15 protein-coding genes and 1 pseudogene are annotated in these 22,439 nt (G+C 36.6%); 6 read left to right on the top strand and 10 right to left on the bottom strand.

The window, feature by feature from the left end; all coding sequences use genetic code 11:
- Positions 1-14: 14 nt before the first annotated feature.
- Both ASE21_RS14040 and ASE21_RS14035 read right to left on the bottom strand, forming a co-directional pair.
- Positions 15-497 carry a DUF2271 domain-containing protein gene (locus tag ASE21_RS14040; RefSeq protein ID WP_057123316.1) on the bottom strand — a complete coding sequence of 161 codons (483 nt, stop codon included), beginning with the start codon at positions 495-497 and terminating at the stop codon, positions 15-17.
- Positions 498-600: 103 nt separating this feature from the next.
- Positions 601-2,088: an ankyrin repeat domain-containing protein gene (locus tag ASE21_RS14035; RefSeq protein WP_057123315.1), complete on the bottom strand. Its 1,488-nt coding sequence runs from the start codon at positions 2,086-2,088 to the stop codon at positions 601-603.
- Positions 2,089-2,819: 731 nt separating this feature from the next.
- Here ASE21_RS14035 and ASE21_RS14030 point away from each other — a divergent pair.
- From ASE21_RS14030 to ASE21_RS14015, 4 genes are all read left to right on the top strand, one after another.
- Entirely contained in the window at positions 2,820-3,794 is a 975-nt protein-coding gene (locus ASE21_RS14030) for a ribonucleotide-diphosphate reductase subunit beta (RefSeq protein WP_057123314.1), read from the top strand.
- Positions 3,795-3,806: 12 nt separating this feature from the next.
- A complete protein-coding gene (locus ASE21_RS14025) occupies positions 3,807-5,501 on the top strand; it encodes a ribonucleoside-diphosphate reductase subunit alpha (RefSeq protein WP_057123313.1) in 1,695 nt (564 codons plus the stop codon).
- 330 nt (positions 5,502-5,831) lie between these two features.
- Positions 5,832-7,433, top strand: a complete 1,602-nt coding sequence (locus ASE21_RS14020) for a Na+/H+ antiporter (protein WP_057123312.1) — start codon at positions 5,832-5,834, stop codon at positions 7,431-7,433.
- Positions 7,434-7,583: 150 nt separating this feature from the next.
- Positions 7,584-7,787 (top strand): hypothetical protein, encoded by a 204-nt coding sequence (locus ASE21_RS14015; RefSeq protein ID WP_128414701.1) that lies wholly within the window; start codon positions 7,584-7,586, stop codon positions 7,785-7,787.
- A gap of 77 nt (positions 7,788-7,864) precedes the next feature.
- Here ASE21_RS14015 and ASE21_RS14010 read toward each other — a convergent pair whose 3' ends face one another.
- The 8 genes and pseudogenes from ASE21_RS14010 to ASE21_RS13985 all read right to left on the bottom strand — a co-directional run bounded on the left by ASE21_RS14010 (position 7,865) and on the right by ASE21_RS13985 (position 21,183).
- Positions 7,865-8,716 (bottom strand): outer membrane beta-barrel protein, encoded by an 852-nt coding sequence (locus ASE21_RS14010; RefSeq protein ID WP_057123310.1) that lies wholly within the window; start codon positions 8,714-8,716, stop codon positions 7,865-7,867.
- A gap of 52 nt (positions 8,717-8,768) precedes the next feature.
- Positions 8,769-11,603, bottom strand: coding sequence for a T9SS type A sorting domain-containing protein (locus ASE21_RS22465; protein ID WP_410503567.1), 2,835 nt, complete (start codon positions 11,601-11,603; stop codon positions 8,769-8,771).
- 60 nt (positions 11,604-11,663) lie between these two features.
- Positions 11,664-17,535 (bottom strand): hypothetical protein (locus ASE21_RS22460; protein WP_410503566.1); only part of this gene is annotated, 5,872 nt, incomplete at its 3' end.
- 440 nt (positions 17,536-17,975) lie between these two features.
- Complete coding sequence (locus ASE21_RS14000; protein WP_057123308.1) at positions 17,976-19,112, bottom strand: ABC transporter substrate-binding protein; 1,137 nt, start codon at positions 19,110-19,112, stop codon at positions 17,976-17,978.
- Positions 19,113-19,168: 56 nt separating this feature from the next.
- Positions 19,169-19,576, bottom strand: a complete 408-nt coding sequence (locus tag ASE21_RS13995; RefSeq protein ID WP_242410288.1) for a phage tail protein — start codon at positions 19,574-19,576, stop codon at positions 19,169-19,171.
- A gap of 12 nt (positions 19,577-19,588) precedes the next feature.
- A pseudogene (locus ASE21_RS22320) lies at positions 19,589-19,735 on the bottom strand (phage tail protein); the annotation flags it as partial.
- A gap of 641 nt (positions 19,736-20,376) precedes the next feature.
- Complete coding sequence (locus tag ASE21_RS13990) at positions 20,377-20,625, bottom strand: hypothetical protein (RefSeq protein WP_057123306.1); 249 nt, start codon at positions 20,623-20,625, stop codon at positions 20,377-20,379.
- 213 nt (positions 20,626-20,838) lie between these two features.
- The gene (locus tag ASE21_RS13985) at positions 20,839-21,183 is read right to left on the bottom strand and encodes a winged helix-turn-helix transcriptional regulator (RefSeq protein ID WP_057123305.1); all 345 of its coding nucleotides are present in this window, start codon (positions 21,181-21,183) and stop codon (positions 20,839-20,841) included.
- A 184-nt stretch (positions 21,184-21,367) separates the two neighbouring features.
- On the opposite strand from ASE21_RS13985, the gene ASE21_RS13980 reads away from it, so the two are divergent.
- On the top strand, positions 21,368-21,859 hold the full coding sequence (locus ASE21_RS13980) for a GNAT family N-acetyltransferase (protein ID WP_057123304.1): 492 nt from the start codon (positions 21,368-21,370) through the stop codon (positions 21,857-21,859).
- A gap of 2 nt (positions 21,860-21,861) precedes the next feature.
- Positions 21,862-22,347, top strand: coding sequence for a MarR family winged helix-turn-helix transcriptional regulator (locus ASE21_RS13975; protein WP_057123303.1), 486 nt, complete (start codon positions 21,862-21,864; stop codon positions 22,345-22,347).
- Positions 22,348-22,439 lie beyond the last annotated feature (92 nt).

Here is a 22,439-nt window from a genome sequence, read left to right as displayed (position 1 = left end):
TGATTAAAATTATGTTATATTTTGTTCAGTCTTACATATTTAATATAACCTTTTCCTTCAGTTTTATCAGCAAGGCCTTCAGTTGTAAGCGGAATTTCAAGATCGCTTACATAATATTTTTGATCCTCTACAGCCGATTCAAAACGAAGTTTGTATCCTTTATTTATTTTAGAATCTTCGATTTCTATGGTGGTAACGCTGCGATCGCCTCCAGTTACAGAAGCGCCCGTTTTTGCACTAATGTCTTCGCTTTTTTGAGCATGGAATTTATTCCATTCTTTTAGCGATTTGTACCATTTTTTATCGTCGCCCATGACATAAAGTGTTTTTTCATATCCGCCGGCCGGGTTTATAAGCGAAACCACAATATAAGCACCTTCTCCCATGTAATTTGACATCTGCAGCATGCATTTGTATTTGCTTGATTGTGCATTTGAATGAAAGGAAAAAAGGCAGATAACAACGCTGGTAAGGGCAATTTTTAATATTGATTTCATTTTTAATTGTTAATTATGAATTATAAATTGTTAATTGAATTTTTTCGTTATGAGTTACTCAACTTTGACAAAGTTTTTGAGTACGGAGACTAAAAACTCATCACTATTTTAAGAACTCAACGGAGATATTACTCTTTGTTAGTAATTCATTTTCTTTGGCTAAAGCGTATGCAGATTCATCAAATTCAGTGTTGATGTCTTTTTTCGCACCGGCAGAAATAAGGTATTTTAAAACGGCATCATCTTTGGCCACCATGGCAGCTCTGTGCAAAGCAGTAAGACCATCTTTATTTTTGGCATTTACATCGACTTTTAAATTATTTATTTTTTTAAGAAGTGTAATATCGTTTTTTACAATAGCTAAATGATATAAAGTATTTCCATCCTTTTGAGCTGCTGCTAAGTTTAATCCTTTATCCTGAAGCAATTTTGCTTTGGCATCAAAAGGATCTGCTGCATTTTCTTTTCCTGTAGGTTTGTATGAGTGAACAAGATAAAATCCTAAATTATTGCCGTCTTTATCAAGTACATTTACATCAGCATCTTTGTTTAAAAGTAAAGTTACCGCTTCCGGAGTTCCGGATTTAACAGCATAGGTTAAAGCCGATTCTCCCTTTAAGTTTTTATTATTAATGTTTTTTGAAGCAGGAAGTAAAATTTCTAAAGCAGCAGCTTCTTTGGCAGCAGCAGCAATCATCAAAGGTGTATTTCCTTCTTTATCAGCTTTATTTACGTCAGCGCCTTTGCTTAAAAAGTATTTCAGAATTTCTGACTGATTTGGTTTTCCGGCCAAAAAATGAAGTACATTTTGACCCGCCTTGTTTTGTGCTGTTGGTTTTAGTTTTACTTCTTCAACTAAATATTTATAGGTTTCAATTGTAGTAGTTTCTCTGCGGCTTCCCTGTGCTGCAGTAAAAAGAGCATTATCATTGGGTTTGATTCCTTTTTCAAGAAGTTTATTTAAAAGAGTAATATTTCCAGATCTTGCTGCGTAAGTAAAAGCAGTATTTCCTTCATTGTCAGTATCTTTAAGTGATAATCCTTTTGTCGAAAAATACTCTGCAGCTTTTAAATCTTTATCTGCGGGAATAGATAAAAGTAACAAATTTGCGCCATTTGCATATTTTTTCTTTGGGTCGATTCCGGCTTTAAAAAAAGCTTCATACAAAGCAGGATTTGTCTGGCCGTTTGAAGCCGCAAAATCTACGGGAGTTGTACCGTGGCTGTCTTCAAAATTCGCATCAGAACCTTTAGCTATAAGATATTGTACTAATTCGGTATTTCCTCTGTATGCAGCCCAATGCAGATAAATACGGTTGTCATGTGTTAATTTTGTTACTGAATTTCCAGGCTGATCGATTAAGAATTTAATAATTTCATTTGGTGCATCATTATTGATAGCCAGCGTTGTAACGTCAAATGCATTGATGTTAGCTTCAGCAGGATTGTTTCCTTTTGCAATTTCAGATTTTACAGTCTCAATATTTGGAGAAGTTTTCCAGAACGCTGCGTCTAACAGTGTATTTTTTTGCTGTGCATTGACGAATAGGGTAACTACTGATGCTAAAGAAATAAAAAGATTCTTTTTCATATTTTATTATGTTGTTTATTGGAGGCTTATTTCCAAAATTATGGATGAATTACTATCTATTTAGAATAAATCAAAATAATGGCAAATGTAAAGATTAATATTTTTATAGCAAGTTTTATTGCTTGTAAAGTTGATAGAAATTAGATTTTTTTTCTTTGAATTTAAATTACTCGGTTATCATTATTATAGATATGATGTTTAAATATCATAAGACTCCGGTTTTTAATTCTGGTTTAATAATTGTTTAATCTTTTTTTAATTTAAAAAAATTAAAATGCTTAAAATTAGGTTTTTAATATTTTAAAAGTTCAACATTTTGTAAGATTCAGATTTTCTTTTTTATCAGAATCAAATCCTTTTTTATATCAAAACTGACGTTTTTTAAAGCGAGTATTTAAGATAAAAAACTTAAAAAAATGACTTTGCCTGTTGATAACTGTTTTTTAAAACGGGAATGTTTTTTCTATTTTTTTTGTTGACAAATCTATTTAGATTCAGTTTAAATAACTGATAATTCGCACAATACGAAAAATTATATGCCTGTTAATAAAATGTTTTTTGAATGTTTTTGAACGTTGATTTCTGCTGTTGATAATTGGTCGGATTTTTAACATCAAAACCTAGTTCAAAGAGAAAGCACGGGTTAATTTTGTAAGTATAGAAAATGCAGTTCCCCCACCTCAAATCCTGTTTTTCTATCCTTACTTAGTCACCGTTAAAATACTATATATATGTCTATATTTGATAAGAGAGTCAATTATAAACCTTTTGAATATCCGGAGGTTTTACAATTTACAGAAGCGATAAATAAAGCGTATTGGGTTCATACAGAAGTTGATTTTACTGCAGATACTCAGGATTTTCATGCTCATTTGACCTTAGCAGAAAAAACAGCAGTAAAAAACAGTTTACTGGCAATCGCACAAATTGAGGTAGCTGTAAAAAGTTTTTGGGGAAATATTTACGAACATTTTCCAAAACCAGAATTTAATGGTTTGGGAAGTACTTTTGCAGAATGTGAATTCAGGCATTCTGAAGCTTATTCCCGTCTTCTGGAAGTTTTAGGCTATAATGATGAATTTGAAAAACTTCTTGATGTTCCGGTTATTCGCAGGCGTGTAGATTATCTTTCAAATGTTTTAAAAGATACGCGTTCTCAGGACAATCGAAAATATATGGTTTCGCTGATCTTATTTAGTATCCTGATTGAAAATGTTTCTCTTTTCAGCCAGTTTGCCATTTTGCTTTCTTTTACAAGATTTAAAGGTTACATGAAAAATGTGAGCAATATTATTGCGTGGACTTCTATTGATGAGCAGATTCATGCCAATGGCGGAATTTATATTATCAATAAAATCAGAGAAGAATTTCCAAATTATTTTGATACCGATACTCTTGAATTAGTTAGAGAAACAGTAAAAGATTCTATTGCAGTTGAATCAGATATTTTGGACTGGATTTTTGAAGAAGGTGAAATTGAAAGCATCAAAAAAGCTGATTTAGTAAATTTTATGAAGTTTAGAATTGACGAAAGCCTGAAACAAATTGGTATTCCAACCATATTTAATGTTAGTATGGAAGATTACAAGGTTTTAGCCTGGTTCGAGGAAGAAGTTTTTGCTAACAGTCTGGATGATTTCTTTGCAAAACGTCCTGTAGAATATACAAAACACGATAAAAGTATTACGGCAAACGATCTTTTCTAAAAGCAAAATATGATGAATACAGATATAAATGAAGTTAATAATCTTCCGCATAATGAAGCAGGAACCAAAATGTGGTGGAAGAACTCTGAAAGTGAACAAATTTTAAACCGCGGTTATCTTTTAAAAGGAGAAACTGTTGAAGGTGCAATTGACAGAATTTGTACGGCAGCAGCAAGAAGATTATACAAACCGGAGTTAAAAGAGTCTTTTGTAGAAATGATCGAACGCGGCTGGATGAGTATCAGTTCGCCTGTATGGGCCAACATGGGAACAGAAAGAGGTCTGCCAATTTCTTGTTTTAACGTTCATGTTCCTGATAAAATTGAAGGAATTACGCATAAATTGGGCGAAGTCATTATGCAGACTAAAATAGGCGGAGGGACTTCTGGTTATTTTGGAGAACTACGCGAGCGCGGAAGTGCTGTAACAGACAACGGAAAGAGTAGTGGAGCAGTAAGTTTTATGAAGCTTTTTGATACTGCCATGGATACCATTTCGCAAGGCGGAGTGCGCCGTGGTGCATTTGCAGCTTATCTGGATATTGACCATCCGGATATTGAGGAGTTTTTAAAAATTAAAAGTATCGGAAATCCAATTCAGAATTTGTTTACCGGGATCTGTGTGCCAGATTACTGGATGCAGGAAATGATTGACGGTGATATTGATAAAAGACAAATTTGGGCAAAAGTTTTAGAAAGCCGTCAGCAAAAAGGGTTGCCTTACATCTTCTTTAGTGACAATGTAAATAAAAGCAAACCACAGGTTTATAAGGATCAAAACCTTCGTATTAATGCCAGCAATTTATGTAGTGAAATTATGCTTCCTTCTACTCAGGACGAATCTTTTATATGCTGCCTGTCTTCAATGAATCTGGAGCTTTATGAAGAATGGAAAGATACAGAAGCGGTAAAGCTGGCTATATTTTTCCTGGATGCTGTTCTGCAGGAATTTATCGAAAAAACAGAGGGCAATTATTATCTTTCGGCGGCAAATAAGTTTGCAAAACGACATCGTGCCTTAGGTTTGGGTGTATTAGGATGGCATTCTTATCTGCAAAAAAATATGATTCCGTTTGAAGGAATGGAAGCCAAATTAAAAACGACAGAGATCTTCAAACATATTAGTGACAAAGCTGATAAAGCGACACAGGAATTAGCAAGGATTTATGGCGAGCCTGAATTATTAAAAGGTTACGGAAAACGTAATACGACAACAATGGCAATTGCGCCAACTACCTCATCATCGGCTATTTTAGGACAGACTTCTCCGGGAATTGAGCCTTTTAGCAGTAATTATTATAAAGCCGGTTTGAGTAAAGGTAATTTTATGCGCAAAAATAAATACCTGAAAAAATTATTGGAAGAAAAAGGTCTTGATAATGAAGAAGTGTGGAGAGAAATTATGCTGAACGGAGGAAGCGTGCAGCATATGACACAGCTCTCTCAATCTGAAAAAGATGTTTTTAAAACGTTTAAAGAAATAAGCCAGCTTGAAATTGTACAGCAGGCAGCTATCCGCCAGAAGTTTGTCGATCAGGGACAGAGTCTTAATCTTAACATTCCGGCAGACCTTCCGGTTAAAGAAGTCAACCGTTTGCTTATAGAAGCCTGGCAGCTGGGTATTAAAAGCTTATATTATCAAAGAAGTCAAAGTGTTTCTAAAGAATTAGTAACAAGTCTTGTTACCTGCAGCAGCTGCGAATCTTAAAAACAAAAGCCGGATATTTTTCCGGTTTTTTTATTTTAAACACTTAGATTATTTTTTTAAAGAAGGTTTTAAATTTAAACACATAGAAACATAGAATTATTGTTTTTAAAAAAGAGTTTTAAAAAAAAGCACGCTTTTACACATAGCTATACTTTTTAAACAAGTGAAACGCCTTTTTTAAGATTGAAACTATGTTCTGTGTGTTTAAAATTAAACGCCAAACCGAATAAACGCAACATTCTTTTTAAAGAGAATTTAATTTAATTCTCATAAAATAGTATTTTAGTGCCCACAAATTTATCATCCAAAACAATTAAATATCCGCAGTAAATGGAAAATATCACAGTAATTATAATGTTACTTTTTGGCGTAGCTTTTCTTAGTTTAGTAAGTAAAAGGTATAATTTTCCAATTCCTATTGTATTGGTTATGTGTGGTGTAATAATTAGTGTTGTTCCGGGGCTTCCGGTTATTGCATTAAGCCCTGAAATTGTTTTTATTATATTTCTTCCACCGCTTTTATATCATGCTGCATGGCATACAAGCTGGTCTGAATTTAAACAGACAATCCGGCCGATAACTTTGGCAGCCGTTGGTCTGGTCTTTTTTACTACCGGATTGGTGGCTATTGTTGCCCACTGGCTGATAGATGATATTTCCTGGCCGTTAGCATTTTTGCTTGGCGCCATTGTTTCGCCTCCAGATGCGGTTTCTGCAACAGCTATTACTAAAGGACTGGGCCTGCACCCAAGATTAATTGCAATTCTCGAAGGAGAAAGTTTGGTAAATGATGCCAGCGGTCTTGTGGCTTATAAATATGCATTAACCGCCATAACCGCAGGAAACTTTGTTTTGTGGCAGGCAGGTTTAAATTTTGTTTTAATGTCCGTTTTAGGAATTGCAATAGGTCTGGCCGTTGGATTTATAATGTATTATATTCATAAAAGATTCGTTTGTGATGATATTATTGAAGTAACGCTTACCTTATTAACGCCATTTTCATCTTATCTGATTGCCGAACACTTTGAGGGTTCCGGAGTTTTGGCAGTTGTAGCAACCGGACTTTTTCTGGCAGCGCGGTCCGGTACTATTTTTTCTCATGAAAGCCGAATAATGACGAATGCCATTTGGGATGTTTTAAGCAATATCCTTAACGGTTTAATCTTCATTTTGATAGGATTACAGCTGAGACAAATTATTGAAGGAATCAGCAATTACTCTGGAAATTCGTTATTTATATGGGGGGCTGTAATTAGTATTGTTGTGATCGTAGTTCGTTTTTTATGGGTAGTTCCGGCAACGATGATTCCGCGTTTACTCAGTAAAAAAATCCGGTTGAAAGAAGAATTCGATTACCGAAATATGATTGTTTTTGGATGGTCCGGAATGCGTGGCGTGGTTTCTATGGCCGCCGCTTTGGCACTGCCGTTAATGTTGAATAAAACAGAAGAATTTCCGCTTCGAAACCTTATCATTTATCTGGTTTTTTGTGTTATCCTTTCGACTCTGGTAATTCAGGGACTTACACTTCCGTGGCTGATCAAAAAGCTTAAAATTGAAAGGTATTCAATTTTAGCAGAAGAGTATGATGTTCGAAATATAATTGTTTCAGAAACGATTGCTCATATTGAAGATAATTTTTCATTATTAGATGATGAACTGCTTCATAATATAAAAAGTAAATATGAAGTAAAATTTAATCGTTTACAAAAGACAGAACTTCCGGCTAACTTTTTCGGAAACGGAAAAGTATTTGGAAATGAGATTTTTAATGATTTCACTAAAATTCAAATTGATCTTTTGAATGTGGAACGCAGCAAGCTGGAAAACATGCACAAGAAAGGTTCTGTCAACGAGGAAATTTTCAGAAAAATTGAAAAAGAACTGGATTTGGAAGAAACACGCCTTTGGATGGAAATGTATGAAGAATAGATTTTTCTATTAAAAAAAACAAAATTTTAACAGTATTTGATGTATTTCTTTGAGTTCTATAAATGATAGTAATAATTATGTAAGGATATTGGCATTGAGTATTTTAACTTTGAAATATTAACATGCATGCAAACAGTAAAAAATATAATTATGAAAACGCTATTAAAAACCAAAGTTGCATTGTTGATTCTGTTAGCAGGATTAGCATTTTCATGCAAGAAGAACGAGACTCCAACCGAGTCTCCGGGATACACAGATTCTACAGAAGCCATTATTGATACTGTAGGACCGGAAATTGATTCAACTGTTACAGATACAGTTACAACTATAAAAACAGATTCTATTAAAAAATAGACTGTATTATAAAGAAAAAAACCTGTAAGAATTTAATCTTACAGGTTTTTTGTTTTTAACCAGTTGTAATTATCAGATTATCGTAATGCAAATCTTAGTTTAAGACCGTATGAAACTAGTCTTACATTGCTGCTCAACGCGGTATCGAATAAAGTGTTATATCCTAATTCTACCGGTAATTCTGCATTGTACTGCACTAAAGGTTTGTTTCCGTTTTTATCGTAGATATTATTCAAACCATATTCAAAATAAACACCAATATAAATTGAATTTCTGCTGCCCAGTTCTTGTTTTAAACCAGTTTCCAGGGTTGCTGAATAAGAAACTTCAGTATCCAGATCCTGTTTTACTGTCTGAAGATTGTTAGTATTTGCAAAACCTGCAAATGCCGGATTGAATAACTCAACATTGTATTGCGGATAATACCCGCTTGTCGTTAAATTTTGAAAAGTTGTCTGATAACTTCCGCTTGAAGCGAAACCAATTTTTGCTCCACCCGCGATATAAAATTTAGAAGTACCCGGAGTTTCAAATTGAAGCGTTATTGGCACATTGATATAAGCGAGTTTTTGCTCTTCTCTTACATTTGTACCTCGGTATCTGAATTGAAAATTTTCACTTTCAGCGTCAGTAGTAAAATATGCTCCGCTTAGAGAATTAAATTTTAAATCAGAATTGTAAGTCTGATATTCAACTCCAACTCCTACGCTTAATCCTTCGTTTAAATAATAAGAATAGCGAAGACCAGCGCTGACACCATTTCCCGGAACAGTTTTTCCTGAAGAATTAGAATCTATATAGGAAAAAGGTCCTCCCAGTGAAATCGAAAACTCTTGTTTTTTGTCCTGGCCATAACTATTTAGTGATGTCGCAAGAAATGCTGTACAGATGGCAAGCGATGTTATATAGCTGTTAATATTTTTTTTCATCTTAAGTTATATTATGCCAGTACTATTTTTATCTAGTACTGGCAGGTTTTATTTATTTTACAATTACTTTGAAAGATTTTTTGATGTTTGGCGTTTCAAGAATCACCAAGTACATATTACTTTCAGTTGTTTGAGGTAATTGTATTTCTGTTTTAGCTGTAGATGACTGTACAGTTTTAACTAATTGACCTGCAACAGAATAAAGACTAATCTGCATTTTCTCTAATTCTTCAGTAGGGAAATCTGCTTCGATAGTAATCACTTTTCCTAATTCAATTGGGTTAGGATAAAGTTTAGCCTGCAGTGTATTTGTCAACACGATTTTAGATGCACATGTATGCAGTACTTTTCCATCTTTAGTTGTCATTTTTACACTGTAATCTGCCGTTGGGTCCAGTAATGATGTAATAGTTTCTCCTGCAGAAAAATACTGTCCTGTTCCAATTGATTGTCCATTTTTGAACCATTCGTATGAAACAAATTCATAACCGCCATTTGTCTGTGGATTATTATTTACAAGAAGTACGTTATTAAATTTCTGTTTAACAATGTCGAAGAAATTAAATGGTTTCTCAACAGTAATAGAATATGTTGCTGATAAACTTCCGTCTTGTGATGTAATGGTTACATTCTGATTGTAAATTCCCGGTTTAGGAGTCTGAATTGTAAAATTAGCAGAAGGAGTTATAATCGCACCAGATTCATTTACAATAGAAACATTTGGATTTGTATCTCCGCAAGGCAATACATAAGAAAGTGTCTTTCCTGGATTGTCAAAAACTTTTGTTCCTATAATGATTCTCTTAACATCGATATTGTTGTTTAGGATAACCAATAATTGAGAAACATCATTTGCAGGCAGATAATTTTGATTTCCGTCCTGATGAGCAGTAATTAAAATCTCACCAGCTCTTAACATATTTACAGTACCACTTGCAGAAACCGTAGCCGGAGCAAGTGGAGTAGTGTAAGTAGAGGTGTAAGTTACAGCTAAATTTGAACTTGATGATGCAGTTAAATCAAAAGTATTCGTACCTCCAAGAGTTTTAACCGGAATTGCGTTAAATGTAATCTGCTGTGGCGCTTTATTGATAACAAGATTTGCTGTAAGCGTTATTGTAGAACAATTTGGTGCACTTGCAGCTGGTGTTACCGTTGCAGTGATTACGTAAGTTCCGGCATTTACAGATGAATTATTGGCTGAATAGGTAACACTTGCTCCGGTTGGAAGGTTAGCAACCTGCAGCGGATGTGTATTTCCGTCATAAGTAAACTGAGCATCGCTAAAGGTTACAGCGTTAAGTGGAGATGCTGTTACTTTTACCGTTTGCGGCTGAGTCGTTATATTTCCGTTTCCATCATCGTATTTCCATGTGATTACATAAGTTCCAACAGTGTTATAGCTTAAAGGATCAGTTGTTGTTCCGTTTAAAGTTCCGGCACAATTGTCTGTAGCTGTTGGTACAGCAATTTCTGATGCTAAAACAGAACAATAATTACTAATTTCCGGAAGATTAGCAACCGTTGGTACTGGTGCAGTTACATCTGGAGTTGTAAGTATGGTAATAGTTTTAGTTATAGTGCAATTGTTGGCATCTGTAATAGTTACGGTATAAGTTCCTGCAGCAAGACCCGTTGCAGTTGCAGCTGTTCCTCCAGATGGAGACCATGAATAAGTATAAGCTCCGGTTCCTCCGGTTACATTTACTGCTGCTGTTCCGTTAGTTCCTCCGTTGCAAGAAACATCAGTTTTAGATGTTGTTGCAGCAAGTACTGCTGGTTCTGTAATCGTAACAGATTGTGTTGCAGAACATGAATTAGCATCTGTAATAGTTACGGTGTAAGTTCCTGCAGATAATCCAGTTGCAGTTGCAGTTGCAGCTGTTCCTCCGGCAGGTGACCATGCGTAAGTATATGCTCCTGTTCCTCCAGTAACTGCAGATCCGTTTGCTCCTCCATTACAAGAAACATTTATATGAGTTTCTGTTACAGAAATTGCAGTAGGTTCAGCAATTGTAACCGATTGGGTCGCAGTACAACCATTTGCGTCTGTGATTGTTGCGGTGTAAGTTCCTGCGGATAATCCAGTTGCAGTTGCAGCAGTTCCTCCAAAAGGAGCCCAGGAATAGGTATAAGTCCCTGTTCCTCCGTTTACATTTACAGTTGCAGATCCATTTGCTCCTCCGTTACAAGAAACGTTTACATGAGTTTCTGTTACAGAAATTGCAGAAGGTTGTGTAATTACAACCGATTGGTTGACAGTACAACCATTAGCATCTGTAATCGTAGCAGTATAAGTCCCTGCGGCAAGTCCAGTTGCAGTTGCAGCCGTTCCTCCGGCAGGAGACCATGAATATGTATAAGGCGCTGTACCTCCGGCTGCAGTTACTGTTGCCGTTCCGTTAGTTCCTCCATTGCAAGAAACATTAGTATTAGATATTCCGGCAGTAAGTATTACAGGTTCTGTAATCGTAACAGTTTGTGTTGCAGAACATAAATTAGCATCTGTAATAGTTACGGTATAAGTTCCTGCAGCAAGACCCGTTGCAGTTGCAGCTGTTCCTCCAGATGGAGACCATGAATACGTATAAGCTCCGGTTCCTCCAGTAACAGTTACTGCTGCCGTTCCGTTAGTTCCTCCGTTGCAAGAAACATCAGTTTGAGATGTTGTTGCAGCAAGAACCGCTGGTTCTGTAATCGTAACAGTTTGTGTTGCAGAACATAAATTAGCATCTGTAATAGTTACGGTGTAAGTTCCTGCAGTAAGTCCGGTTGCAGTTGCAGCTGTTCCTCCGGCAGGTGCCCATGAATACGTGTAAGCTCCGGTTCCTCCAGTAACATTTACTGTTGCAGATCCGTTTGCTCCTCCATTACAAGAAACATTTATATGAGTTTCTGTTACAGAAATTGCAGTAGGTTCAGCAATTGTAACCGATTGGGTCGCAGNTGTAAGTTCCTGCAGATAATCCAGTTGCAGTTGCAGTTGCAGCTGTTCCTCCGGCAGGTGACCATGCGTAAGTATATGCTCCTGTTCCTCCAGTAACACTAACTGTTGCAGATCCGTTTGCTCCTCCATTACAAGAAACATTTATATGAGTTTCTGTTACAGAAATTGCAGTAGGTTCAGCAATTGTAACCGATTGGGTCGCAGAACAACCATTTGCGTCAGTAATTGTTGCGGTATAAGTTCCTGCAGATAATCCAGTTGCAGTTGCAGCCGTTCCTCCGGCAGGTGCCCAGGAATATGTATAAGCTCCTGTTCCTCCCGTTACATTGACTGTTGCAGTTCCGTTTGCTCCACTATTACAAGAAACATCTGTGTGGGTTTCTGTTACAGCGATTGCAGAAGGTTCAGCAATTGTAACTGATTGCGTTGCGATACATCCATTAGCATCTGTAATTGTTGCAGTATAAGTTCCTGTAGATAATCCAGTTGCAGTTGCAGCGGTTCCTCCGGAAGGAGACCATGAGTACGTGTAAGGTGCTGTTCCTCCGGCTGCAGTTATTGCTGCAGTTCCATTGTTTAGACCATTACAAGTAATATCTGTTTGAGATGCTGTTGCAGTAAGAACAGCTGGTTCAGTAATTGTAACCGATTGAGTTGCGATACATGAATTAGCGTCTGTAATTGTTACCGTATAAGTTCCGGCAGCAAGCCCAGAAGCAGTTGCAGCAGTTCCTCCGGCTGGAGACCATGAATAGGTATAAGCTCCTGTTCCTCCAGTAACACTTACTGTTGCAGTTCCGTTAGTTCCTCCGTTGCAAGAAACATCAGTTTGAGATGTTGTTGCAGCAAGAATAGCCGGCTCTGTTATAGTAAAGCTTTGCGTTTTGGTACATAAGTTTGCATCCTGAATTGTTACGGTATAAGTTCCTGCGCTTAATCCAGTTGCAGTTGCAGCAGTTCCTCCGGCAGGTGCCCATGAATAGGTATAGGCTCCGGTTCCTCCGGAAACAGAAACACTTGCAGATCCGTTTGCTCCTCCATTACAAGAAACATTTGTCTGCGGGTTTGGAGTTACGATAAGTTCTGTTGGTTCTGTAATCGTAAAGTTTTTAACGATTGAACATCCGTTAGAAGCAGTAATCGTTACAGAATAATTGCCTGCTGTAAGATTGGATGCTGTCGCAGCATTTCCGCCAGAAGGTGACCAGACATAAGTAAAGGGTCCTGTTGCTCCACTTGGAACTACGGCTGCAGTTCCAGTATTATCGCCAAAGCATAATACATCAATCTGAGAAGTACTTGCAACAAGGGTATTTGTTGTACCAATCGTAAAGTTTTTAGTTAATGTACAACCATTAGAATCTGTGATTAAAACACTATGTATGCCGGCAGTTAGTCCGCTTGCCGTAGGAGTCGTATCTCCAGATGGCGACCATAAATAAGAATAAGGCCCTGTACCACCGCTAACATTCACAGAAGCTATACCGCCAGTTGAGCAGGTTGCATCTGTTTGACTTTGTGTCGCTGTTAAAACGCCAGGTTCAGTGATTGTAAAGTTTTGTGTTGTAAAACAACCATTAGCATCAGTGGCAGTAACTGTATAAGCTCCTGCAGTAAGTCCGGTTGCAGTTGCAGCTGTTCCTCCAGACGGTGACCATAAATAAGTATAACCCGGAGTACCGCCAGAAACAGTTACAGTTGCTGTACCCGTTGCAGTTCCATTACAAAGCACATTAGTTTGCGATGGTGTAACTGATAAAACAAAAGGCTGTCCTATAGTAAAACTTTGAGTAGTCTGGCATGTATTAGTATCGGTAATGGTAACTGTATAAGTTCCTGCACTTAATCCAGAAGCAGTTGCAGCCGTTCCTCCGGCTGGAGCCCATAAATAAGTATAAGCACCGGTTCCGCCTGTTACATTTACTGTTGCAGATCCATTTGCTCCACCATTACAAGAAACATCAGTCTGAGAACCAATGCTTGCTGTAAGAGCATTAGGTTGTAGGATATTAAAGTTTTGAGTTGTCTGACAATTATTGGCATCAGTAACGGTAACGATGTAAGTTCCTGCAGAAAGTCCGGTAGCAGTTGCAGCCGTTCCTCCAGAAGGTGCCCATGAATAGGTGTATCCACCTGTTCCGCCCGTTACATTTACAGTTGCAGATCCATTTGCTCCCCCATTACAGGAAACATTATTTTGTCCACCTGAAACAGCTGTAAGCGCAGCAGATGGCTGACTAATAATAAAACTTTGAGATGCCTGACAATTATTGGCATCAGTAACCGTAACGGTATAAGTTCCTGCAGAAAGTCCAGTTGCAGTTGCAGCAGTTCCTCCGGACGGAGCCCAGGAATAGGTATATGCTCCAGTTCCTCCCGCTGCTGTTACAGTAGCAGATCCTGTACTGTCGCCAAAACAGGCTATATCAGTTTGCGCTGCCGGTGTAACGGTTAAAACCGCCGGCTCTAAAATTGTAACTGATTGTGTAGCCTGACAATTATTAGCATCAGTAACTGTCACGGTGTAAGTTCCGGCTGCTAATCCTGTTGCACTTGCAGCAGTTCCTCCAGTTGGCAACCAAGAATAGGTGTAAGCACCAGTACCACCCGTAACAGCAACACTAGCTGATCCGGTTGGACTGCCATTACATAGAACATCAGTTTGTGAAGATGTGATAGCAAGACCTGCTGCCGGACCACCCACAACGATATTGTTTATTGTTATAGTACAGCTATTATCATCTGTAATTGCCACGCTGTATGTTCCGGCTGTAAGACCAGTCGCAGTTGCGGCAGTTCCGCCGGAAGGCGACCATGAATAAGTATAAGGAGCTGTACCGCCAGATGCAATAACTGTTGCAGTACCATTAGAACCTCCGAAACATGAAACTGAGGTTGTGCTGGCTGTACCGCCTAATGCAGTTGGCTGTGTAACAATAATATTATTTACAGTAAATGTACAAGAATTAGTATCTGTAATTGTAACACTATAGGTACCAGCTGTAAGTCCGGTTGCTACGGCTGTTGTTTGTCCATCAGACCATAAATAAGTATAAGGAGATGTACCGCCTGCAGGAGCAATTGCTGCACTGCCATTGGCTCCTCCATTACATGAAACTGAAGTTACAGAAGAAGTTGCAGTAATTGCAGTTGGCTGCGTTACAGCAATATTATTCACCGTAAAAGTACAAGAATTATTATCTGTAATTGTCACGCTGTAAGTTCCTGCTGCAAGTCCAGTTGCAGTTGCAGTTACAGCACCATTCGACCACAGGTAAGTATAAGGAGATGTTCCTCCTGATGGTAAAACAGTTGCCGTACCATTCGACCCTCCATTACACGAAACAGCAGTGCTTGAATTTGTTGCACTTAATGCGGCAGTTGGTTCGTTAATAATAATATTATTTAAAGTAAAAGTACAAGAATTATCATCCGTAATTGTTACGCTGTACGTTCCGGCTGTAAGACCAGTAGCAGTTGCCGCAGTTCCGCCGGAAGGCGACCATGAATAGGTATAAGGAGCAGTTCCGCCAGATGCAGTAACTGTTGCAGTACCATTTGCGCCTCCAAAGCATGAAACAGAAGTCGTACTGGCCGTACCACTTAATATAGCTGGCTGTGATACAGCAATATTATTTACCGTAAAAGTACAAGAATTATTATCTGTAATTGTTACACTGTAATTTCCTGCAGCAAGACCAGTTGCTGTAGACGTTGTAGCAGTATTAGACCATAAATACGTATAAGGAGCAGTTCCTCCGGCAGCTACAATTGAAGCAGTACCATTTGCACCTCCAAAACAAGAAACCGGTGTAGTCGATGGTGTTCCGCTTAATGCTGCGGCAGGACTTCCTACTATAATATTGTTTACAGTAAGTGTACAAGATTTAGAATCTGTAATTGTCACACTGTAAGTTCCGGCAGTAAGACCAGTCGCAGTTGCAGCAGTTCCGCCAGAAGGAGACCAGGAATAAGTATAAGGAGCTGTACCGCCAGATGCAATAATTGTAGCAGTACCGTTTGATCCTCCAAAACATGAAACTGCAGTTGCAGATGGTGTTCCGCTCAATGCAGCTGGCTGATTAACAATTATATTGTTTATAGTAAAAGCGCAAGATTTAGAATCTGTAATTGTCACACTATAAATTCCGAAAGCAAGACCGGATGCAGTAGCAGTGGTAGCTCCATTAGACCATAAATAAGTATAAGGAGCAGTTCCGCCAGATGCAGTAACCGTCGCAGTACCATTAGAACCTCCGTTACATGAAACCGTAGTTGTAGAGCTTGTTCCGCCTACAGCCGCAGCCGGGCTTCCTACTATGATATTATTTTTAATATGCTGACAATTAAATGAATCAGTAACTGTTACACTATAAGTTCCGGCAGCAAGACCGGTTGCAGTAGCTGTTGTAGCTCCATTAGACCATAAATAAGTATAACCACCTCCACCTCCTGATGGTGTAACTGTCGCAGTTCCATTTGAGCCTCCAAAACAAGAAACCGGAGTAGAAGAAGTTGTTGATGTTATTGCAGATGATGGTCCTCCTACTATAATATTGTTTACAGTAAGCGTACAAGATTTAGAATCTGTAATTGTCACGCTGTACGTTCCCGCTGTAAGACCTGTAGCAGTTGCACCAGTTCCGCCAAAGGGCGACCATGAATAATTATAAGGAGCTGTACCGCCAGATGCAATTACTGCTGCAGTACCGTTAGATCCTCCAAAACATGAAACTGAAGTTGCAGAAGATGTTGCGCTTAATGCAGCCGCAGGACCACCGACAACAATGCTGCTTACTGTTTTTGGACAACCGTTGTCATCAGTAATAGTTACGCTGTAGGTTCCTGCAGTAAGACCAGCGGCAGTCGCTGCTGTTTGTCCATCAGACCATAAATAAGTATAAGGAGATGTACCTCCTGATGGTGTAACAGTTGCAGTACCATTTGAACCTCCAAAACAAGAAACCGGAGTTGTTAGAGCTGTAGCGTTTACTGCTGCGGCTGGCTGATTTATTGTAATACTTCTTGTTATTTGTGTAGACTCAGCGTCTGTGACGGTTACATTATAAGTTCCGGCAGCAAGACCAGTTGCCGTAGGATTTGTTTGGCTGTTAGACCATAAATATGTATAAGGAGTTGTTCCTCCAGATCCAATAATAGTAGCAGTACCATTAGAACCGCCATTACAGCTTACATCTGTCTTGGATATTGTTGCCGGAGCAGTTAATGCAGCTCCAGTCGTAAAGGTTAAGTTGTTTCCGTAACTTGTTCCTCCGCTATTTATAGCATAGGCCCTAAAATTAATAGTTGTTGCAGCAGGAAATCCCGTTACAACATTACTAAATGTTCCTGTCCCTGTTCCAATTTGAACTTTATTATTTGAGGTAGTTGGATTTGCCGTTGTAGCCCAGACGATACCTCTTTCTATCGAAGGGTCGCCGCCATCAGCAGTAACATTTCCGCCGAGTGTTGCAGAAACTGACTTAACAGCTGTCGCGGTTGTAGAAGCTACTGTTGGAGCAACAGCACAAGTTACACTTGGGCTATAATTACTAGGTAAAATTCCCTGATCAGTTGCAGGAGAAACCCAGTTGCTATAGGTGTTGATACTTGTTCTTAAAGTTGAAGCTGAGCCTGTTAAGCTACCAGTATATTTTGCAAAAAACTGACTTGGTTCGGTTATTCCTGGAAATAGAGCGACACAATTAACTCCATCTGTTAGTCCTGGAGGTATTATACTTTCAGCACCACCTCCAGTGCCTGTTAGCGCAGAGCTATTCCAGTGTGTAACACTGTCATAATTTCCAGCATTGTAATCACCGTGAATTCCCGCTATAAATGTTATAGTAGCTGGAGAAATTGTAGGCCTCATACTATTATCAGCACTTTGATAGGCCAGCATTTGATCTCCTGCAGATAAATTAAAATTATAAGCAGGACCTACAGGATTAATCACAAAATCACTGGCAGATCCTCCTGTTACGGTAAAAGTATTTGGTGTTACACTACTTTCTATTAAAGAAATAATTTTTCCACAGGTTACCCCCGCAGGAACTGTCCATTTTATATGAGGTTCTGAGCTGTTTATCCAGCCACCACTGTATAAACCTTCTTCGGTAAAATAAACTATTTCACCGGCGGGTATAGGTTTCAGAGTTATAAAACTAAAGCCATCCGGTCCTCCAATATTAAAACCTATAAAGGCTATATCGCCAGGTGCTAAAGTCTGCGCTTTTGTGTTTTGAAACACGCCAAAAAGACAAAAGAGCGTAATAAATAAGAGTAATTTTTTTTTCATAACATACGTTTTAGTTAATGACATAAGTAAGCATTTTGCCAACCGCTTATTTTATCAGGTTTTGCAGATAAAGTAAAAGCCTTAATAAAATGTCCATCATTAATGAATGTTTCTATTTTTCTAAAGCTTATATTATTGAGAGAATCTAAATTTAATTCGTAGATATGATGATTAAATATTGTTCTGTTAGTTTCCTTATCAAAAGAAATTGTCCCTCTTGGACCGGCAATATTTAAATTCTCTATTTCCTCAATTAAAGAATTAAAACTAAAGTTCTTAGTATTTTGAATTATGTACTTTAATATCAGTCCGTTTTCGTATCCTAAAATCGAAAAAACAGATGGGTTATCTGAATAAGTATTTAGATATTCGGAGGTAAAATCTAATGTTTCAGTATCATTTTGCATCCATGAACTTACAACATAAAGATTGTGCGGATTGGTTTTGTAGTTTTCTAATATTTTATCATTGATAAAAAAAGGAGTTACATAAAAAGGATATTTTTGCGTAATCTTATTTTGACTTACAAAACCAGCATTTTCTTCGGCATATAGACCGCTGTAAAATGCAAAAACGGCATCAGGTTCTTGAGTATTAATGATCTGATCCATATATAAGGCTTCATCTTCTCTGGGTACAAAAGGAGTAATGTAATGTCCTGAAAAATTACTTTCTTCCTTAAATGCATATTCAATAGCGCTCATCATACCATAACCAGAGTCATAGAACGAAGTCGAAGTGGCAATTTTTTTATACTTTTTGTTTGTTGTCAGATAATTTCCTAAATGGTAGCAGGATTCAGTTAATCCAAATGAATTGATATAAACCCCTTTTGGAGTTACAGTTTCATAAGGTAATGTTGCTCCCAAATCTGCTGCTATTAATAAAATATCATTATTTGAAGCATATTTATAAACCTCGGCTACATTATAATGACCAAAAAAACCTATAATAATAGACACATCTTCCTGAAAATTTAATTTCTGAATTTTCTCAATTATGATTTTCTCGTCTGTACAAATACCAATACTTTCGACAAAGAATTTTACATTAAGAGCATTTAGTTTTAATCCTCTCATAAAATCTTTATCCAGACCGGGATACTGTTGTGACTTTGGAATTAAAATTCCTATTTTGATGTCGTTATCCATAAAATTATATTAAAAAAAAACAGAGGCAGGAATACCTCTGTTTTTATAATTTGATATTAGTTACGGGAAGGGAAAATTCCTTCCATAGCAATGCATAAATTAATACCCAAGTATGGGTCTCTAATACTAAATGCCTGTGAGGCTCCAGCAATACCTGTAGAACCAGAGATAGCAGTAGTTATACCTCCAATTTTAGCAGTACCTGTACCTGGCTCACTGTAAATATTTGGTGTTGAGCCACCTGCTGCAAAAGAGTTTGCCCCACCATCAGTATCGTTAGTAATTGCTCCTCCTGTAGCAGCAAGTGCATTAGTAGCTACATTTACCTGACCAGCACCAGTTCCCGGAAGAAGTTGGTGATTGTGCATTGGCATATTGTTTAATGTCAGTGTCATGTTTTCAGTTCCACCAACTTGTCCATAAACAATAGGGGTTAAGCCAGGTCCGTTACCAACACCCACCATGCTTCGGCCTCTTAAATCTGGTAAGGCAAAAGTAGTTTGGCCATTTCCACCATAAGTAGTGCCAAGTAATGCAAAAAGAGCACTGTTTTGAGATATTGATATAAATTGGCCACTACAAGTTTGCCAGCCTCTTGGGTTAAAGGTAAATCCAAAAGCCATAATTGATCCTAAGAAAACTTCATTCATAATTTTTTAATTTAATTGGTTAATGTTAGTTTTGAATATTTAAATTAATGATCAGATAAATCATTAAATCTGATTTTTATTTCTAAAAAAGCTAAATTACTGTTTGTAAGCATTTTAAAAACAGGTGTTTTTACGTGTTTTTGATCAAAAATTAAATAACAATTCCAATCTTCATTTTTGTAAAAACATGACTGCAGTTAGCTCATGCGAAAAAAATGCTTTTTTAATCAGGTTTAAAATTAAATCTCAAACAGTTTAACAAGGAAAAATATGTCACAAAACAGGTTTTTCTTGTCATGAAACAGATTTAAGTATAAAGGCTTGTAAGGTAATTTTTAAGATTTTTTGCGTAAATCAAGTTATATCATATTCAATTTAACTTAAAAAAACATGGTGTATAAGTCTCCTTATAAGCAAGGATAAAATAAAGATAAATAAAAGCTTACAAATAAAAACGAAATATTTATCAGAATTTTTTGAGGTAAATAAAAAATATTATTGTATAATATATTGATTTATAGCATAAAAAAAACTGTCAAGAACTATTTTCATACCTGTAAAGGCTGGTAAAAGTTCATGACAGTTTTTTGGAATATCTAAAAAGATATTTGTTTTTAGCAGGACGAATTTTCGTCGATTATATTTTTAACACTGCGAATAAAGATATCAGTGTTTTTTGCTTCTTCTTTTATGTAGATATCGTAATCAGATAGATTAAATTGTTCCAGCATATCTTTTTTTAAATATTTAATCATGGATTCGATACTTCTTGTGTCGTTATCATTTTGTCTTTTTAGTTCACGTTGTTTACTTTCCAGATAGGTTAAGGTTTTTTTTAATCTCTGAACACACAATTTATCCACAATCAAATCTTTTAAAATTAATAGAAATAAATGATTAACTAAATATCTAATCCTTCGTACTTACGAGTAAATTGATAATTCAGTTTTAACAATTTTCCAGAGTTTTAAAATATTGTAATTGAAAATGCTTTAACGTTTTGAGAATCTTTTATTTAGGTAAAAATAAAATTTCAGTATTTTTTGATTTTCCTTCCAGACTGGTAAGAAGATGTTTTAAATCTTTGTTCCTCTGTTTTTGATATGATCCCGATGAGAAATTCCCCATTTAATCATTTCTGAAATAATAGGCCCAAAAGACTGGCAATAGGATGTAGACTCATATAGAATCGAAATTTTTGCATCACGGTCTTCAGTTCTTTTTACCAGATTATTCATTTCCATATCTTTCAATTCCTTTGATAACATTCTGGCAGTAATTCCGGGAATACTTTCTTTAATTTCCTTAAAGCGATTATTTCCGTTACAAATTGAATTTATAATAGGAAGTTTCCATTTTCCTCCCAAAACATATAAAGTATCCTGAAGCGCCTGAAACTCTTCTTTTTGATTTCTTGCCATGATTTTAAATTCTAATAAATATAAGTAGTTCTTTTAATTATTTTTTATCTTTTGCGAAGAGTCATTTTTGTTTAAATCCATTCCTGTCTTCATCCTGACAAAAGTATTAAAAATCATAAAATTGAATAAAAATTTTTATTTATGTATTTAACTACGTAGTTTTGTAATATAAAATTTTAAAGTTATGTATCCAGTTATTAAACCTATCGAAAACGAATATTCAAATGCCATTGTTGATTTGATATTAAACATTCAGCAAAAAGAGTTTAACGTTCCCATTACTATCGAAGACCAGCCGGATTTATTCCATATAGACAGCTTTTATTATGCTGGAGGAGGAGGTTTTTGGGGAGCTTTTATAAATGATGAATTAGTGGGAACTATTGCTTTGGTAAAATTTGCGGATAATGCCGCAGCAATTAGAAAGATGTTTGTGAAAAAAGAATTTCGCGGAAAAGAATTTTCAATAGCGCAGAAATTATTAGAGACTTTGATTGCTTATAGTCAGGAAAACAAAATCAATGATTTATATTTGGGAACTGTTTCGATATTAGAAGCGGCATTGCGTTTTTATGAGAAGAATAATTTTGTACGGATCAATAAAGAAGAACTTCCAAAAGCATTTCCTTTAATGGCACCAGACAATGTATTTTGTCATTTAACTTTAAAGAAATAACTATGAATATTATAGACGAATCAGGAATATTGGCCATTTCGACCAGGCTTCAGCGACTAAGTGAACAATTGCGGAAAGACGGTGCTTTATTTTATAAATCATACGGAATTGATTTTGAACCCAAATGGTTTCCTGTTATTTATACTTTATATTATAAAGATGTTTTGAGCGTTGTTGAAATCGCTAATGAAATTGGTTACACGCATCCTTCAACCATAAGTTTATTGAAGGAACTCGAAAAACAAAAACTGATCCGGTCTAAAAAAGATAAAATTGACGAACGCAAAAGACTTATTCAGCTGACATCAAAAGGGCAGGAGCTAATTGAACAAATGAAGCCGGTTTGGGATGTAATGAAAAAAGTGCTGAGTGATATTGCGGATAATCAAAATAATCTGTTTCAGGCCATTAATGAAGCCGAAAATAAAATCATGCATCAGAGTTTTTTACAGCGTGCTTTGCAGCTAAAAAGCGAAGAGAAGAAGTAAATTTTTAAAATAATAAAAAGAAAAGCGATCTGATTCAGATCGCTTTTTGATTAAATATTAAGTGGAACATCAAAATGATATTTTAAGAATGA

This window comes from Flavobacterium sp. Root901, from assembly GCF_001429765.1.
GTDB lineage: Bacteria > Bacteroidota > Bacteroidia > Flavobacteriales > Flavobacteriaceae > Flavobacterium.
Note: the sequence above shows the minus strand (reverse complement) of the source record. Positions and strands in the feature narration are given on the sequence as shown.